This window comes from Saccharomonospora amisosensis (assembly GCF_011761185.1).
GTDB classification, from domain to species: domain Bacteria; phylum Actinomycetota; class Actinomycetes; order Mycobacteriales; family Pseudonocardiaceae; genus Saccharomonospora_A; species Saccharomonospora_A amisosensis.
In genome coordinates, this window is sequence record NZ_JAAOYM010000001.1 from 984082 (window position 1) to 999259 (window position 15178).

Below are 15178 nucleotides of genomic sequence, written 5' to 3' on the forward strand. Positions count from 1 at the left end.
GGGCTATGACACGCGGCTGCCCGCCGGGCCCGCGACCCGGAACTCCAGCACGGCGGGCAGCGTGCTCAGGTCCAGCGCCTGCCGCAGCCGGGGAAGGCCGTGGGCCGCGATCTGCTCGCGGACCGCGGTCAGGTCGGCATCCTGCTCCGTGGTGACCACCAGCGACAGCAGCGGCGATTCGCGGTTTCCCGCCAGTGTGGCGTCGGCGGTGTGCACGCCCGGGTAGCTGACGATGTCGTGGACGAGCGGCTCGACGGCGGTACCCGGTGCGATATCGGTGTGTCCCCGTGCCGGGTCCGTCTCGAGGTGCCACGTCCGGGTTCTCGGTTCGCGGGTGAACTGGGCGGCCAGCCACAGCAGGCAGGCCACGGCCACCAGCACCGCGACCGCCGCCGTGACGTAGAGCGCCCACGTCGGTGGCTGTTGGGTGCCAGGTACGAGGGGCGCGGTCGGTTCGAACAGACCCGACCAGCCGAAGTATGTGCTCAGTGCGACCCCGCCTCCCGCCACCAGCACCGCCCCGACGACGGCGAGCAGGCTCCGGTTCAGCCGCGATGGCCGGTTCACACTCTTCACTGCGCGCTCCTGGTCGTCGCGATCCTGACTCGCAGGGCAGGGCGCGTGGCAGGTGAGATCCGGTCGAGCCGCTGCCGTAGCGCGCCGCCCACCGCCTCGACGAGTCCGCCGGTCGTCCCGCGGTCGGTACGTACCTTGGCGACGACCACGCCACGCCGCAGGCTCAGCTTGGCCCTCGTCACCCCGTCGACCGACTTCGCCGCGGCACGCAGGTCACGCAGCATGCTGTGGCGGGACACCCCCGAATCCAGCTCCGCCGGATCGTCGCTCAGCGGGAGCACTCTCGCCCTGCCCGGCAGGACCACAGCCACCAGTAGCGCCAACCCGAGCGCAACGGCGAGTGCGCCGAAGACGGCGACGACAAGGTCGTTCCACGTGGTGGAGTTCAGCGATCGGGCGATGGCGTCGTAGTCGAGCACCGGCGGGCTGTTCGTGAGCAGTTGGATGGCCGACATCGCGACGAGAACCGAGATCACCAGCAGGGCGAGCGCGGTGAGTGTCGCGGGAACGCCGCGGCGTGGGCGGCGAATCACTGGACCGTCCTCCGTGGTTCGGTGTCGCCGTGCAGCGCGGTGACCGTGACGTCCACGCGGGACACCTCGAGACCGGTCAGCTCGGTGACCCTGCGCATGATGTGGTCGCGGGCCCGCTCAACGGTGCGGGCCACAGACGTCGGGTACCGCACGGAGAGCTGTACCCGCAGCGAAGCGCTCCCGCCGCTCACGTGCGCGCTCGCCTGCACCGAACGCCGCGGTGCCTCGCCGGTGACCCTGACACCGAGCAGGCGGCGTGCCGACCCGCCTACCCCTTCCACCTCGCGGGCCGCGTGGACGGCGAGGCGTTCGACCACGCGGTCAGCGATCGTGGTCCGGCCCCTGGTTCCGCGTTCCTCGGCGAGGTCACTGTCGACGCTGTCGGTGAGTCGAACGGTGTCGGGCATGGTGTTGGGCATGGTGTCGGAAGCTGTCATGGGTCAGCGTCGACCGGTGAACTGGGAGACGTTGAGCTTCCCGTCGGCGACCAGGCCCACGAGGAGTCCCAGCGCGCCGAGCACCAGTACCAGCAGGAAGGCGCTGAAGCCCCCGAACGCGGCCGCGAAGCCCAAAGCGATGCCGGAGAGCAGCGCGAGTGCGGTGAAGTTCACGGCATTCTCCTTGCTGAGCCGACCGCTACCTGATCTTCGCTGGCCGAAGCCGTGCGGTCGGTCGTGTTCGTGTTCGTGTCGGCTTTGATGTCCATTACCGCGACGTGCACGGGCCGGTCCACGGGCCCGACCGCGGTGCGGACCGCGTCAGCCATCTCCGCGACGGTCGCGGGGTAGCGCCCGACGATCCCGACGGTGATGTCCGCTGGGCGTACCCGCACGCCGGTGACCCGCCGTCCGGGCAGGTAGGTGGCGATCTCGCCGAAACGGCCACCGTGCAGGTCCGCGACGGGCGGGCGCTCCCGGACCGCCGCGGCGATGCGGTCGACGTCGAGTTCGACGCCAACACTCACTGAACCCGTCCGCTCGATTCGGAGGACTCTTCCTCGTTGTCGTCGCCGGGCAGGTGGATGTCGTTGACGCTCAGGTTGACCTCGACGACCTCGAGACCGGTCATCCGCTCGATCGAAGAGATAACGTTGCGCCGTACGGCCTGCGCGAGGTCGACGATGGACACGCCGTACTCAACCAGTAATTCAAGGTCGACAGCGGCCTGCTTCTCCCCGACCTCGACGGCCACGCCCTGCCCCGCGCTGGCGGACGCGCCGGGAATGCGCTCCCGCAGCGCTCCCATCGCGCGTGCGGCGCCACCCCCCAGGCTGTAAACGCCGCTGACCTCACGTGCCGCCAGTCCTGCGATCTTTTGCACCACAGCGTCGGCGATCGTGGTGGTGCCCCGCGAGGTGCTCAACTCGTTGCCCCTTCGCTGGGCGTCGGCGCCGTCACCCGCCGTCCTGTCGGTGTTCTTCTGCGAGGTTGGAGTGCTCATAACCGCGGTCCTTCTGCTAGGCCATGGATCTTGGCTGCCGGTCGGGTGGTTGTGCGAGGTTGGCGAACTCGACGCCCGACACGGCCGATCGAGTGGACCTCAGCCGGCGTCGTGAGATCCGAAAGCGCTCACCGGGGAGCACACGATCGTAGATACGGCATACCCCACCACCGGTTCGATACACCTGACGAACCGGACAAACTCCCGGACCAGCGGGTCGCGCTCCGAGGCTGAACCACGACCGCACCGATGTGGGCATTCCGACTCTGTGCGGCCACCGTCGGTGTGGCGAGCATCGAAGCCGTGAAGAAGACCAAGCTCGCCGCCCTCACCACGGGCGCCCTCGCGGGCGCGATCACCGCCGCCGTCGCGTCCTACCCGCTGCTGTGGCGACAGTGGTGCCTGACCTGGGGGGCCACGGTAGAGGAAGCAGGCAACGCGATGCCGGGGGACGACCTCCTCGCGGGGCCGGACATGCTGGCGACAAGGGCCATCACGATCGAGGCGCCGCCTTCGGACGTGTGGCCATGGCTCGTTCAGATGGGCAGTGGCCGTGGCGGTGCCTACACCTACGACTGGGTGGAGAACCTACTTGGGCTCGACATGCACAGCGTTGCCGAGATCGTTCCCGAACTGCAGAACCTCCGGGTCGGTGACGTGCTCCCGGTCGGCTCGAACGGTCCCGCGCTGCGGGTGCAGATCCTTCGGCCTGAGCAGGCACTGGTGTTGCGTTCCGAGGACGGCCAGTGGGTGTGGGCGTTCACCCTTGCCGCCGTGCTCGAAGGCACCAGGCTGATCAGCCGAAACCGCATAGCCACCCCGGGCGCCTCGCCGCCGAGGAGGGCGTTCAACTTCGCGGTCATGGAACCGGGCAGTCTGATCATGGAGCGCAAGATGCTGCTCGGCATCAAGGAGCGCGCCGAGCGCCTGGCAGGCACTCGCTCCGCCGATCGCTCGATCGAGGTCCGTAACAGCTCGGATGTGTCCGCTGTGGACGGTCAAGGTTAGTCGTGCTCGGCGCCGAGGTCGCCAGGTCGATCGCGGCACGTGTTCGCCCGGCCGGTTGAAGCTCGGGGCACGGCCGGGGTGTGCCGCGTCCGGCCCGCGCTATCGAGGTCCATGCTCGGGGCCATGCCCCGCCGAGGACTTCCACGACCATGAACGCGGCCAGGAACGCGGCCAGGAACGCGGCCAGGAACGCGGCCAGGAACGCGGCCAGGAACGCGGCCAGGAACGCCCAGCCTGCCGAGCGCGCGACCAGTGGCGTCGAGCGGGTGGTGGCCTTCAGCGACGGCGTGTTCGCCATCGCCATCACGCTGCTGGTACTGCCATTGGCGCAGGCGCGGTTTCGTGAGGGTCACGTCGAGGAAGATCTGCTGGGGCTGCTGCCCGAGTTCGGTGCGTTCGCGTTGAGCTTCGCGGTGATCGGGCGGTTCTGGCGGGTACACCACCGAGGGTTCCTGCGCATCGCCCGTGCCGACAGCGTCCTGCTCACGCTAAACCTGGTGTTCCTGTTCTGGGTGGCTGTGCTGCCGTTTCCCACGGCCGTGCTGGGTCAGCACGGTGACAGCGTCGCCGCGGTGCTGCTCTACGCACTGAGCATCATCCTCACCGGCCTCAGCTCCAGCGGCGTGTGGTGGTATGCGGCGCGGGGGCGGCCAAGGCTGCGCCGGGGTACGCGGCCGCTGACACATCCCGACACCGACCCGGCGGAGATCCGGATGGCGCTGGCGAGGGGACTGGGTGCGGTGTCGGGATTCGTGCCCTCGCTGGGACTGGCGTTCCTCTCCACGACCGTCGCCGAGTTCTCCTGGTTGCTGGCCATCCCGCTGACCGTGCTGGCGGCACGGTTCGCGAGGCGGCGCCGCGGATAGGCCATCAGAGCAACTTGCCCAGCGGTGTCCGGGTGACCGCCAACCAGCCCAGTCCGAAACACGCCACGATCGCGAGTACCGCCAGCAGTGGCCCCTTGACTTCCGCGGGCAGTGGAAGCGGGCGCATCGCCACGGCGAGCAGGATCAGCACCGGGCCCTGAATCACGAAGGCCGCGAACGAGCCCCGTGCCGCTCCCGTGATCACCGGTCCGGTTCCGGAGAACCGTCGCTGCGCGAACCCCAGCAGCCACATCGACCCGGCGACAACGAGAGTCGCCTCGACAGTAGCCAGCAGCAGCGCCTGCCAGTGCCAGCCGCCGAGGAACGGATCGGCCTGCGCGGCGACGTCACCGACGCCCACCACCGCCGCCAGCACCGGAAGCGCGAGGATCACGCCCGCCACGGCAACACCGCAGCCGTGGTAAAGCCTGGTCGGCACCCGCTCACGCAGACCGGTGTGCGACTGGGTCACCCCGAGCCAGAACATCACGGCAAGCTGCGGCCACTGCCAAAGGTGCAGGTCGAGCACCTCCGTGGCGCGTGCCTGGGTCCACAGCCGCACGACGAAGGTGACCAGCGCAAGCGCGATGCCGACAACGACCAGTTGCTTGCCCGTGATGAGGCCCCGTGACCGCTGTTCACCGGTCATCGTCCGCCACGAGGCATAGGCCAGCGAGAACACCAGCAGCACCTCGGCGAACCACAGCGCGCCGGAGTCGAGCATTCGCTCCCGGCCGACGAGCACCCAGCCGAAGGTCACCGATCTGCCCGCCGCGTAGTAGGCGAGCCACACCGACAACGGCCACAGCACCAGCAGGCTGAGCACGAACGGCAGGCCGAGACGGACGGCCCTGTGCCCGGCGAACTTGGCGGGCCCCCTCCTGGCGAGCGGTCCCGGTGTGAACAGTCCGGCGATCATGAAAAAGGTGCCGAGTACGAACAGTGCCGACGGCCCGAGTATCCCGATCAGCACCAGTTCCACCACAGGAGTGAAAGTGACCTCGTTGACCTCGTCGTATGCCCAGCCACCGACCGCGGAGTAGCCGAGCAACGCGTGCCCGCCGATGATCCAGGCGACCAGCGCGGCCCGCAGGGTGTCGAGGGCGGGCACCCGCCTGGTCCGCTGATCGGTCACGCCGCCGTTCGCCTTGTCGTCGTGTGCTTGCCTGGCCGCGGTCACGTGTGCTCCAGTCGGATTCTCGTGTGGTTCCGGCCCTCACTGTGGGTGTCGGCAAGGGACCACGACAAGGGGCGAACTGCCCTGTGCCCTCGGGACTTGCGCGCCACCACACCGCCTGGTCGAGAGCCGGTGAGCGCGGCCGGGTCGGGTTACCGTCGGCTGCATGGCCAGGGATGCCGACCGAACCGAGGACAGCGCGGGAGGGGCAGTCGACCTGGAGGTCGGCACCCGCACCGTGCGCATCACCAACCCCGACCGCGTGTACTTCGCCGCGCGCGGGGAGACCAAACTGGACCTCGCGCACTACTACCTCGCCGTTGGTGAAGGGATCGTGCGTGCCCTGTACGAGCGGCCATGCATGCTGCACCGGTTCCCGTCCGGAGTGGCGGGGCAGAAGGTGCACCAGAAACGCGTTCCGCGCGGTGCGCCGCCATGGCTGCGGACCGTGCGGGTGCACTTCCCGCGCTACGGCAGGTACGCCGACGAACTCTGCGTTACCGAATTGGCCAGTGTGATCTGGGCCGTGCAGATGTCCACGGTCGAGTTCCACCCCTGGAACTCGCGCAGCGCCGACACCGAACACCCGGACGAGTGGCGCATCGATCTGGACCCGATGCCGCGCTGCCCGTTCGAAAGGGTCCGCAGGGTCGCCGGCGTCGCCCACGAGGTATTGACCGAACTGGGTATCGTCGGCTGGCCCAAGACGTCCGGTGGCGACGGAATGCACATCTATGTGCGCATCGAGCCGAGGTGGGGCTTCTCCGAGGTGCGCAGGGCCGCGCGTGCCTTCGCGGTGGAGGTCGAGCGGCGTGCGCCGAGGGATGTCACCACCGCGTGGTGGCGCAAGGACCGCGACCCGACGCTGCTGTTCGTCGACTACAACCAGAACGCCCGCGACCACACCATCGCAGGCGCCTACTCGGTGCGGGGCGTGCCGGAGGCCACCGTTTCCACGCCGATCAGGTGGGACGAGATCGCCGACGTGGAGCCTCGTGAGTGCACGATCGCCACCCTGCCGCGACGGTTCGCCGAACTCGGCGACCTGCACAGCGGCATCGACGACGTCGCCTACTCGCTTGAGCCGCTGCTGGAGTGGGCCGACCGCGACGGCATCGAGCAGTGAGTCGCTCGATCGGCTGGTCCACGCGGTGACAGCCCGTCACTCGCTGGTCGTGGGGTGACGATGATGGGATGCGATGCGTCGTCTTCGGTGCAACCGGGTACATCGGGGGGCGCCTGGTGCCCTGGCTGTTGGCGGAAGGACATTCGGTCCGTGCCGTGGCGAGAACCCCTGAGAAGCTGGCGGGTGTCGACTGGCGCGGCCGGGCGGAGGTCGTGCGTGGGGACGCGACGAATCCGGAAGACGTGGCGGCGGCGCTCGCGGGGCAGGATGTCGCGTACTACCTCGTGCACTCACTGCACCAGCGTGACTTCGTGGACGTAGACCGGCGCGCGGCGGAGATACTCGCGGGCGCCGCCGCCTCGGCGGGGGTGTCGCGCATCGTCTACCTCGGCGGCATCACCCCTGAGGGCGGGGAGCTTTCCGCGCACCTCGGCTCGCGCGCGGAGGTCGGCCGTATCCTGCTCGACTCCCCGGTGCCGGCAGTGGTGCTGCGCGCCGCGGTGATCATCGGCTCGGGCTCGGCCAGCTTCGAGATGTTGCGCTACCTGACCGAGAACCTACCCGTCATGATCACGCCACGGTGGGTGCACAACCGCATCCAGCCGATCGCGGTGGGTGATGTGCTGCACTACCTGGTGCGGGCGGCGACGATCGAGCGCCGACTCAACGGCGCCTTCGACATCTGCGGCCCCGACGTGCTGACCTACCTGGAGATGATGCGCAGGTACGCCAGGGTTGCGATGCTGCGCAGGCGCCTCGTGGTGCCGGTACCGGTGCTGACCCCGTGGCTGTCGGCGCAGTGGGTCAATCTCGTCACCCCGGTGCCGCGCAGCATCGCGGTGCCGCTGATCGAGTCGCTCGTGCACGAGGTGATCTGCCACGACCACGACGTCGAGCGCTACATTTCCGACCCAGACGGCGGACTCACCGGATTCGACAACGCCGTGCAGATGGCGTTGGCGAGAACCCGTAAGGCCGACGTGCCGACCCGCTGGTCGGACGCTGCGGCCCCCGGTGCCCCCTCCGACCCGCTGCCGACCGACCCCGACTGGGCGGGCGGGACACTCTACGAGGATGTGCGCGAGCAGCGGACCAGTGCGGACCCCGAGACGTTGTGGCAGATCGTGGAGTCGATCGGTGGGGAACAGGGCTGGTACTCCTTCCCACCTGCCTGGTCGGTGCGCGGCTGGCTGGACCGGTTGGTCGGCGGAGCTGGACTGCGCAGAGGCAGACGTGACCCCCGGCGGCTCCGGGTCGGCGAGGCGCTGGACTGGTGGCGGGTCGAGCGGCTGGACCGGCCGACGTTCCTCCGGCTGCGGGCCGAGATGCGGCTACCGGGGCAGGCCTGGCTCGAGCTGTCGGTGACCCCGACGGACTCCGGCGGCTCGCGGTACCGGCAGCGCGCGCTGTTCCAGCCGCATGGCCTGGCGGGGCACCTGTACTGGAAGAGCATCGCGCCGTTGCACGCGGTGGTGTTCGGTGGGATGGCCCGCAACATCACCGGAGCCGCGGAGCGTCGCGGCGGTTGAGGCGCTACCGCTGCGCCTGCTCGATCTCGAACAGCGGCAGCAACCCGGCGATCTGCAGCACCCTGTGCGCGAATCGGTCCACGTTGACCAGTCTCATGGTCCCACCGCGGTCGGTGATGGCGGCGTGTGCGCGCACCAGGGCGCTGATGCACGCGGAGTCGAAGAAGGAGAGCCTCGCGAAGTCCACCACCAGTCGCCGCGCCCCACCGGAGAGCAGCCGTTCGAGCGCGTCGTCGAGCTGCGGCGCTATGCCGTGATCGACCTCTCCGGCCAGGGTGATGCGTCCTTCGTCGCTGACGAGTTCGGCACGGACCGTCGGGGTCGGCGGAGGTGCCGGATTCTCGTCGTGTGTCATCGTGCGCCATCTCCCGTGAAGCTGGGGCCGGTTGAAACAGGGCCGCACCCCCGGTGGAGGTTCACCGTCTTGTGGCCTAAGTTTGCCAGGGAGCTAGGAAATCTTCAGTACGTGAGCCGCTGACGGCGTTCTTTGCGATGCGGGAGTTCGGATGACCCTCGACCCAGGCCAAATAGTTAGAGACCGCCTGGCTGAATTCCTGACGGAAAACCAGGAGCGCATCGCGCGAGAATGGGCGGCGACGCCGCTGTTCGGTACGCGCAATCCCGCCGACGCCGCCGAGGAGTCGGCGGCGCTGCTTTCCGGGGTACGGAAGGTGATCGACACCGGCGCGGAGGAGGACCCTTCGGCCGAGGGGTTCGCCGCGGTCAGGACCGTGCTCGGCTCGCTGGCGTCGCGGTCGGCGGGCGGGCCGTCGGGCAGCAAGCGGCCCGACGTCACATTGCTGAAGGAGCCGCTGCTGCGGCTGTGGGAAGAGCAGGACGTGCCTGCCGACATCGCGCAGCACGGCGCGATGGCACTGTCCACGGCACTCAACACGCTGCGCATCGCGCTGCTGGAGATCGAGCTTTCCGCGGGCGCCGACACGATCCTCGCCCAGCAGGAACAGCTCGCCGAGCTGTCGACTCCGGTGATAAAGCTGTGGAACGGTGTGCTCGCCATCCCGCTGATCGGAACGTTGGACAGCATGCGTAGCCAGGCGGCGACGGAGAGTCTGCTGCAGCAAATCGTGGCTCAGCAGGCACGTGTCGCGATCCTGGACATCACCGGAGTGACCGCCGTTGACACACTGGTCGCCCAGCACCTCCTCAAGACCGCCATGGCGGCGAGACTGATGGGCGCGGAGTGTGTCATCAGCGGAATCCGCCCGCAGATCGCACAGACGATGGTTCAGCTCGGGATCGACCTCGGCGAGGTCGCAACCCGCGCGACGCTTGCCGACGCCTTCGCCTACGCGCTCCGAAGCATCGGCATGTCCATCACCGCCACTGAGCGCGGGGTGGGATAGCCGTCATGAACGCGACCTCCGTTGTGGGCCTTGGCGACGTTCTGCTCGCCACGATCCGAGGCGAGCTGACCGATCAGGACGCTATCGGACTGCACGAGGAGCTGACCGCGCGAGCCGCGGACTCCGGCGCACGGGGGGTACTCATCGACATCTCCGGACTGGAGATCGTCGATTCGTTCTTGGCCAGAACACTGCACGACATCGCGGGCGCGTGCGACCTCCTCGCCGCGAGGACGGTCGTCGTCGGCATGCGCCCCGAGGTGGCCATCACACTCGTCGAACTCGGCCTGACGCTGCCGGGCATGCGAACCGCGCTCTCGGTGAGCGCGGGCATGTCCTTGCTGGACAGCGCAGGTCCGCGATGACGAGTCTGCTCACCGTGCACGAGGTCGCCATCCGCGATGAGGTCGACATCGTGCAGATCCGGCAGGCCGTTCGCGAGGTCGCGGTGTCGGTGGGTTTCTCCCTGGTGGAGCAGACGAAGCTGGTCACGGCGGCCAGCGAACTGGCCCGCAATACCCTCAAGCACGGCGGCGGCGGTATGGCCGAGGTGGAGCTGGAGCAGGACACCCACCGAGCCACGCTACGGCTGGTGTTCCGTGACGAGGGGCCTGGCATCGCCGACGTCGAACTTGCCCTCACCGACGGCTACAGCACCGCGGGAGGTCTCGGACTGGGTCTCACCGGCGCCAGGCGGTTGGCCGACGAGTTCGAGTTGAGGACGCAGCCGGGTCAGGGAACGACGGTCATCGTGGGCTTCCACACGGGTAGAGCGGCACCAAGATGACCGGTATGGCACTGCCGGTGCGCGAACCGGTGCACGTCAGGCAGGCCCGCCAGCAGACCGGTGTTCTCGCGCGCGAGGCAGGGCTCGCGGAACGGGAAGTGGAGCGGGTTGCCGTAGCGGCTACGGAGCTGGCGGGCAACCTGGTGAAGTACGCGGTGGACGGTCTGCTGGTGGCGGTCGGGCGGCTGGGCGCCTTCGATCTGATCGCCACCGATCGCGGCCCCGGCCTTCGGCACGTCGAGGACAGCATGCGCGACGGCTACTCCACTTCGGGAACGCTCGGGATCGGCCTCGGTGGCGTTCGCCGCATGGCCGATGAGTTCGACATCCTATCCCGCTACGGTGAGGGCACGGTTGTGCTGGCGCGTTGGCTCGTGGGTCCGCGGCCCCGGCTCGGTGTGCGGCCGGGGGTCGCCATGTTCACGGCGCTGGGAGAGACGGTGTGCGGGGACAGTTGGGTGGTGGCCGAGCGTGACGGCATCACTACGATCGCGGTCAGTGACGGGCTCGGGCACGGTCCGGAGGCGGCGATCGCGAGTGCGGCTGCCACGGCGCACGTCACAGCCGACCCCACTACGTCACCCAGCGAGCTCATCGCCGCGATGGACGCCGACGGTACGGCGCGACGCGGTGCGACGGTGGCCGTTGCGCAGTTCCACCCGGCACGCTCCAGCATGCTGTTCTGTGGGGTCGGCAACACCACCGTTCGGCTGTTCTCACCCCAGGGTGATCACGAGACACTCGTGTCGGTACCGGGGATCGTGGGAAGGAGGCAGCGCCGGGGCAAGCGGGTTCAGCCTTTGACGCGACCGTGGTCCGAAGGAAGCTGGCTGATCATGCACACCGATGGTGTCTCCGAACGATGGGGCGACGCGGAGTTGGCCGGTGCGTTCGACCGCGACCCCGCTACTGTGGCTGGGTGGCTGCTCGGGCGGCATGTGCGGCGCAGGGATGACGCCTGCGTGCTGGTGGCGGCAGGAGGTGCGGGGCCATGACGAAGGATGCGGGCGCCGAGCTCGGTCGGCTACTGCGGGGCAGGGAACTTCCACCAGGCGCATGGCGGGCCGTCGAAGCCGAGTTGGCCTCGGCGGGTGAACTGAGCGAGGTATTGAAAGCGCTCGTGGATGTGATCAACGAGCGTGACCGCGAGCTGCGCTGGCACCAGTCGGAGCTGGAACAGACCAATGCCGGACTGTTGGCACTGCACGCCGAGATCGACAAGCAACGGCAACGCACCGCCTTTCTCGACAAGGTCAGCCGGGCCTCGGCGACCTCGCTGGACCGCACGCACCTACTGGACGAGATCGCCGAATTGCTCCAGTCGCACGGATTCGCCGACTGGATCTGTGTGTGGACCGCGCTTGACCACCGGCTGAGCTGCGCCGCCGATCCTGGCCTCGAACCGGACGCGACCACGGTCGCTGCGGTGCGTTCGCAACGGCCGGAGTGCGAAGGCAGGCACAGGGTTAGCGTGCCTCTCACGGTGGGCCCACGCGTACTCGGGGTTTTCGACCTGCACCGCGACTCCGCTGAGTTCACCACCGACGACATCAGCCTCGCGCAGGGGGTCGCCAATCGAGCGGCCGCGGGACTGCGTAACGCCAACGAGTACGAGCGGGAACACGAATTGGCCGAACGGTTGCAGCGGGCCATGCTGCCCGTGCTCGGCCCGTACCGCGATCTGGGGCTGGTCGCCCGGTACCTTTCCGCGACAAGCGGGGTGCACGTCGGCGGCGACTGGTACGACGCGGTCCAGCGGGCCGACGGTACCGTGGTGCTCACGGTGGGTGATGTCACCGGTCACGGTGTGGATGCTGCCGTGGTGATGGGAAAACTGCAGAACGCCCTGCGGGCCTACGCCCTGGAAGGGCACGGCCCCGCCGTGTCGTTGCGGCTGGTGCACGAACTTTTGCGCGGTGCGGAAACGTCGCTGTACGCCACGGCTGTTGTCGTGGAGATCGAACCGGGCACCGGGGTGATGCGCTGGGCGAGCGCGGGACATCCGCCGCCGCTGCTGGAGGACGCCTCCGGCAGGATCGGCTATCTGGAGGCCGCGCACGCGCCCATGCTGGGCATTCATCTGCTTCCAGGTACTTCGATCCCCGAACACGAGCGAAAGCTGTCACCCGGCTCGGCTGTTGTGCTGTATACCGACGGCCTCATCGAACGCAGGAACAGCGATCTCGACGCCGGCATGGCTCGACTGGTGCAGGCCGTGCGCGGGTGTGAGCAGCGAGAACTCGATCATCGCGCCGAGTACGTGCTGCGGGAGATGCTCGGAGCCAGCGACCACGACGACGATGTGTGCCTGCTGATGTGTACGTGGGGGCAGCCCGCCGCCGACGAAAGCCGGCCTCGACTGTCCTATCGCGACGGTCATGGGCGTGAGCCGGTTTAACATGCTCCGTCCGAAACGGACGCCGAGAGTTGGTATGAGTACGTCGCGGGCATGGCGTCGGAGCTGACGGGATAGGGCGAGGCATGCTCGCCCAGGTTCGTGCCCGTCACCGTGAGGCACGCTTGCTCGTCGCCGTCGCCTGTGACCACGTAGTGCTCGACGAGTTGGTCACCCTCCTGCTGTGCGCCGCCCGCTTCCGTCTCGGTGACCTCGTCGTCGGCCCTGGTTACCCGTAGCATGACGGCGTTGTCCTTGGCCGTGGCCGATTCCCGCACCGCGTCCTCGACGTAGGGTTGGAAGCTGTCGAAGGTCACGCCACCGGCCAGCACGCCGTCCTCATCGGAGGCGAGCGCCCGCGCGGCCTCCTCGGCGGCCTCGTGTACCTCACCGCCGCTGAGCGACAGTTGTTGCGCGGAGTTGAAACCAGCACCGCGCCGGTGGCCATCGTCGCGGAGGCGATGAACCAGCCGGCGCGACGTGCCGTGAAGGCGACCTCGGACGGTTCGTTCGCCTTCGGGTCCGCGTGCCAGGGTGCGTACAGGGTCCACCACAGTTCCCGCTGGTCGCGGGTACCGAGGAAGGCGAAGAGCAGTGCGAGAGCGCCGGCCAGCAGCGCGACCACGAACATGCCGGTGGGACGTCGGTGGTGGCGGCGCCGGTTCCGTGAATCGGCGCCTTACGAGGTCAACCGGTCCGCTTCGCCGAAGGGCGTCTACGACCTCACGACCGGCGACAACCAGGCACTAGGCGTCGCTGACCGCCAGTTCGATGACGGCCACCGGAGCTCCGTCCGATTCCCTGACCGTCTGGCTGCGCACCTCGCGGACGAGCGCGTTCAACACGTGCCAGCTGAAGCCTTCTTGCGGCGGGGTCGCGCCGTCTTCGCAGGCGACCTCCGCGCGCGCGGTAATGGTGCGTTCGGAAAGCGTGAAGCGGCAGCGCAGCGTGGCCGGGGTCGCCGCCTGTTTCAGCAGTAGCCCGCAGGCCTCGTCGACCGCCAGTCGCAGGTCAGCGATGGTGTCGAGTTGCAGGTCCATCCGAATGGCAAGGTCGGCCGCGACATTACGGATCACCGGAACCAACTCTGGTTCCGCGTCGACGGAGACCTCCACGGACCGGTCTGTCAAGGTCGCCCCTTTCCTGACCAGTGCACGGTATGACTTCCGACCGGTAACTCTCTACCCGGCGAAGTGATGAGAGTGAAGTCTTTCTCGTCACACTCCGCATATCCTGCCAAGGGTCGGCTGAGCGACGCGGTACGGCTCGCATGACCTCGCACGACATTGTGCGGCTCAGCCCGCCTCGGCCCCAGCTGCTCCGTGGCGGGTCCTGAGCGCGCCGCCACGCCCTCACGACCTCGGCTGTGCCTTCGCCAGCTCGGTGTCTTCCTCCTGCACGGGGTGCAGCGCGGACTCGCCCTGCTGCAACACCTCGTCGGCCTCCCTCAGCCTGGCACGGGCCTCCTCGCGGATCTTGGTAAGGCGGGTGACCGTGGCGTTGGCCTCGGCGGTTCGCCGGTCGGCTTCCTCCGTGGCCTCCCTGACGAGCTTGCTCGCCTTCTCGGTAGCCTCCTCGACGAGCCGCTTGGCCTCCGCGGTGGCCTCCGCGACGCGACGCTCCGCGTCGCGCCGACTGGTCTCCTTCTGCTCGGTGATCTCTTGTTCGAGTGCCTGGCGCTCGGTCGTCATTCGCGACTCGAACTCGGTTTCGATGGCGCGCCGCTTCTGCTCGGCTTCGGCGTCCAACTGCTCGCGGCGTTTCACCGCCTCGGTGGTCATGCGCTCCACCTCGGCCCTGGTGGAGGCGAGGGCCTCCTCGTGCTCGCGCTGCAGCGCTTCGGCGTGTCCGTCGAGCGTCTCCAGCAGCTTCATGTATCGCTCGTGCAGCTTGTTGGACACCTCGCTGCTGCGCGCCCAGTTCTGCTCCGCTGCGGCCTCCGCGCGAGCGACGATCTCCCCGGCCTGCGTGTTGGCCAGTTCGACGGTTCTGCGCATCCGCTCGTCGAGATCCTCGATGCGCTCCGGCGGTTTCTTCAGCTCCTCGACGCGTTGCCGCAGTTCGGCGATCTCGGCTTTCGCGGTTTCCAGCTCTCGAGAGACCGCGGTCGTACGCGCGACGGCGGAATCGCGCTCCGCCATGAGCCTGCGCAACTGCGTCTCGAGATGATCGAGGTACTGCGCCACCTGATTGCGGTCGAATCCGTGCCATGCCTGGCCGAACTCCCGTCGCAGCGGGAGCAGCCGGTTGTCGTGGTCGGAAGCCATGCCCAGACCGTACCCCCGTACCTGGTTTCGTCACCGTCAGGCTGGCCGAGTGGGTGATCGATGTCCGTCCATCTCAGATTTTGCCTCCGAGGGGCGTCGCGAGCGGGGAT

20 protein-coding genes are annotated in these 15178 nt (G+C 68.5%); 9 read left to right on the top strand and 11 right to left on the bottom strand.

The window, feature by feature from the left end:
• Positions 1–3: 3 nt before the first annotated feature.
• From FHU38_RS04880 to FHU38_RS04905, 6 genes are read right to left on the bottom strand one after another with little or no spacing between them, the layout of a single operon-like run.
• On the bottom strand, positions 4–576 hold the full coding sequence (locus FHU38_RS04880; RefSeq protein ID WP_167166914.1) for an alkaline shock response membrane anchor protein AmaP: 573 nt from the start codon (positions 574–576) through the stop codon (positions 4–6).
• Positions 573–1109, bottom strand: a complete 537-nt coding sequence (locus tag FHU38_RS04885; protein WP_167166916.1) for a DUF6286 domain-containing protein — start codon at positions 1107–1109, stop codon at positions 573–575. Before FHU38_RS04885 ends, FHU38_RS04880 begins: the two co-directional genes overlap by 4 nt.
• Positions 1106–1546 carry an Asp23/Gls24 family envelope stress response protein gene (locus tag FHU38_RS04890; protein ID WP_167166918.1) on the bottom strand — a complete coding sequence of 147 codons (441 nt, stop codon included), beginning with the start codon at positions 1544–1546 and terminating at the stop codon, positions 1106–1108. The genes FHU38_RS04885 and FHU38_RS04890 overlap by 4 nt, the downstream gene beginning before the upstream one ends.
• Positions 1547–1549: 3 nt before the next feature.
• Positions 1550–1720: a hypothetical protein gene (locus tag FHU38_RS04895; protein WP_167166920.1), complete on the bottom strand. Its 171-nt coding sequence runs from the start codon at positions 1718–1720 to the stop codon at positions 1550–1552.
• Positions 1717–2073, bottom strand: a complete 357-nt coding sequence (locus tag FHU38_RS04900) for a hypothetical protein (protein ID WP_167166922.1) — start codon at positions 2071–2073, stop codon at positions 1717–1719. Before FHU38_RS04900 ends, FHU38_RS04895 begins: the two co-directional genes overlap by 4 nt.
• Positions 2070–2549, bottom strand: a complete 480-nt coding sequence (locus FHU38_RS04905; RefSeq protein ID WP_167166924.1) for an Asp23/Gls24 family envelope stress response protein — start codon at positions 2547–2549, stop codon at positions 2070–2072. Before FHU38_RS04905 ends, FHU38_RS04900 begins: the two co-directional genes overlap by 4 nt.
• 285 nt (positions 2550–2834) lie before the next feature.
• Between FHU38_RS04905 and FHU38_RS04910 the strand changes: the two genes are divergently transcribed.
• Together FHU38_RS04910 and FHU38_RS04915 are read left to right on the top strand one after the other, a co-directional pair.
• Positions 2835–3557: an SRPBCC family protein gene (locus FHU38_RS04910; protein WP_313886666.1), complete on the top strand. Its 723-nt coding sequence runs from the start codon at positions 2835–2837 to the stop codon at positions 3555–3557.
• Between the two features lie 149 nt (positions 3558–3706).
• Positions 3707–4423, top strand: coding sequence for a TMEM175 family protein (locus FHU38_RS04915; protein ID WP_243852198.1), 717 nt, complete (start codon positions 3707–3709; stop codon positions 4421–4423).
• A gap of 4 nt (positions 4424–4427) precedes the next feature.
• Here FHU38_RS04915 and FHU38_RS04920 read toward each other — a convergent pair whose 3' ends face one another.
• Entirely contained in the window at positions 4428–5603 is a 1176-nt protein-coding gene (locus FHU38_RS04920; RefSeq protein ID WP_167166931.1) for an acyltransferase family protein, read from the bottom strand.
• A gap of 163 nt (positions 5604–5766) precedes the next feature.
• On the opposite strand from FHU38_RS04920, the gene ligD reads away from it, so the two are divergent.
• Together ligD and FHU38_RS04930 are read left to right on the top strand one after the other, a co-directional pair.
• Positions 5767–6726, top strand: a complete 960-nt coding sequence (gene ligD / locus FHU38_RS04925; RefSeq protein ID WP_167166933.1) for a non-homologous end-joining DNA ligase — start codon at positions 5767–5769, stop codon at positions 6724–6726.
• A 68-nt stretch (positions 6727–6794) separates the two neighbouring features.
• Positions 6795–8255, top strand: a complete 1461-nt coding sequence (locus tag FHU38_RS04930; RefSeq protein WP_167166935.1) for an SDR family oxidoreductase — start codon at positions 6795–6797, stop codon at positions 8253–8255.
• A gap of 4 nt (positions 8256–8259) precedes the next feature.
• Here FHU38_RS04930 and FHU38_RS04935 read toward each other — a convergent pair whose 3' ends face one another.
• Positions 8260–8610 (bottom strand): STAS domain-containing protein, encoded by a 351-nt coding sequence (locus FHU38_RS04935; protein WP_167166937.1) that lies wholly within the window; start codon positions 8608–8610, stop codon positions 8260–8262.
• A 151-nt stretch (positions 8611–8761) separates the two neighbouring features.
• On the opposite strand from FHU38_RS04935, the gene FHU38_RS04940 reads away from it, so the two are divergent.
• From FHU38_RS04940 to FHU38_RS04960, 5 genes are read left to right on the top strand one after another with little or no spacing between them, the layout of a single operon-like run.
• Complete coding sequence (locus FHU38_RS04940; protein WP_167166939.1) at positions 8762–9619, top strand: STAS domain-containing protein; 858 nt, start codon at positions 8762–8764, stop codon at positions 9617–9619.
• A gap of 5 nt (positions 9620–9624) precedes the next feature.
• Entirely contained in the window at positions 9625–9984 is a 360-nt protein-coding gene (locus tag FHU38_RS04945) for an STAS domain-containing protein (RefSeq protein WP_009156040.1), read from the top strand.
• The gene (locus FHU38_RS04950; RefSeq protein WP_167166941.1) at positions 9981–10406 is read left to right on the top strand and encodes an anti-sigma regulatory factor; all 426 of its coding nucleotides are present in this window, start codon (positions 9981–9983) and stop codon (positions 10404–10406) included. The genes FHU38_RS04945 and FHU38_RS04950 overlap by 4 nt, the downstream gene beginning before the upstream one ends.
• Positions 10403–11401, top strand: a complete 999-nt coding sequence (locus tag FHU38_RS04955; RefSeq protein WP_167166943.1) for a SpoIIE family protein phosphatase — start codon at positions 10403–10405, stop codon at positions 11399–11401. The genes FHU38_RS04950 and FHU38_RS04955 overlap by 4 nt, the downstream gene beginning before the upstream one ends.
• Positions 11398–12804: a PP2C family protein-serine/threonine phosphatase gene (locus tag FHU38_RS04960; protein WP_243852199.1), complete on the top strand. Its 1407-nt coding sequence runs from the start codon at positions 11398–11400 to the stop codon at positions 12802–12804. The genes FHU38_RS04955 and FHU38_RS04960 overlap by 4 nt, the downstream gene beginning before the upstream one ends.
• On the opposite strand, the gene FHU38_RS04965 is transcribed toward FHU38_RS04960, so the two are convergent.
• The 3 genes from FHU38_RS04965 to FHU38_RS04975 all read right to left on the bottom strand — a co-directional run bounded on the left by FHU38_RS04965 (position 12801) and on the right by FHU38_RS04975 (position 15068).
• The gene (locus FHU38_RS04965; protein WP_167166945.1) at positions 12801–13352 is read right to left on the bottom strand and encodes a hypothetical protein; all 552 of its coding nucleotides are present in this window, start codon (positions 13350–13352) and stop codon (positions 12801–12803) included. The two genes, FHU38_RS04960 and FHU38_RS04965, sit on opposite strands and share 4 nt — an antisense overlap.
• 195 nt (positions 13353–13547) lie before the next feature.
• Positions 13548–13931, bottom strand: a complete 384-nt coding sequence (locus FHU38_RS04970) for an ATP-binding protein (protein ID WP_167166947.1) — start codon at positions 13929–13931, stop codon at positions 13548–13550.
• Between the two features lie 222 nt (positions 13932–14153).
• Positions 14154–15068, bottom strand: coding sequence for a cell division protein DivIVA (locus FHU38_RS04975; protein WP_167166949.1), 915 nt, complete (start codon positions 15066–15068; stop codon positions 14154–14156).
• Positions 15069–15178: the final 110 nt, after the last annotated feature.

Excerpts from the sequence above, each read along its gene's own strand:
- FHU38_RS04890 (WP_167166918.1), bottom strand. The coding sequence starts at position 1,546 with ATGACAGCTTCCGACACCATGCCCAACACCATGCCCGACACCGTTCGA.
- FHU38_RS04905 (WP_167166924.1), bottom strand. The coding sequence starts at position 2,549 with ATGAGCACTCCAACCTCGCAGAAGAACACCGACAGGACGGCGGGTGAC.
- FHU38_RS04915 (WP_243852198.1), top strand. The coding sequence starts at position 3,707 with ATGAACGCGGCCAGGAACGCGGCCAGGAACGCGGCCAGGAACGCGGCC.
- ligD (WP_167166933.1), top strand. The coding sequence starts at position 5,767 with ATGGCCAGGGATGCCGACCGAACCGAGGACAGCGCGGGAGGGGCAGTC.
- FHU38_RS04930 (WP_167166935.1), top strand. The coding sequence starts at position 6,795 with ATGCGATGCGTCGTCTTCGGTGCAACCGGGTACATCGGGGGGCGCCTG.
- FHU38_RS04935 (WP_167166937.1), bottom strand. The coding sequence starts at position 8,610 with ATGACACACGACGAGAATCCGGCACCTCCGCCGACCCCGACGGTCCGT.
- FHU38_RS04940 (WP_167166939.1), top strand. The coding sequence starts at position 8,762 with ATGACCCTCGACCCAGGCCAAATAGTTAGAGACCGCCTGGCTGAATTC.
- FHU38_RS04945 (WP_009156040.1), top strand. The coding sequence starts at position 9,625 with ATGAACGCGACCTCCGTTGTGGGCCTTGGCGACGTTCTGCTCGCCACG.
- FHU38_RS04950 (WP_167166941.1), top strand. The coding sequence starts at position 9,981 with ATGACGAGTCTGCTCACCGTGCACGAGGTCGCCATCCGCGATGAGGTC.
- FHU38_RS04955 (WP_167166943.1), top strand. The coding sequence starts at position 10,403 with ATGACCGGTATGGCACTGCCGGTGCGCGAACCGGTGCACGTCAGGCAG.
- FHU38_RS04960 (WP_243852199.1), top strand. The coding sequence starts at position 11,398 with ATGACGAAGGATGCGGGCGCCGAGCTCGGTCGGCTACTGCGGGGCAGG.
- FHU38_RS04975 (WP_167166949.1), bottom strand. The coding sequence starts at position 15,068 with ATGGCTTCCGACCACGACAACCGGCTGCTCCCGCTGCGACGGGAGTTC.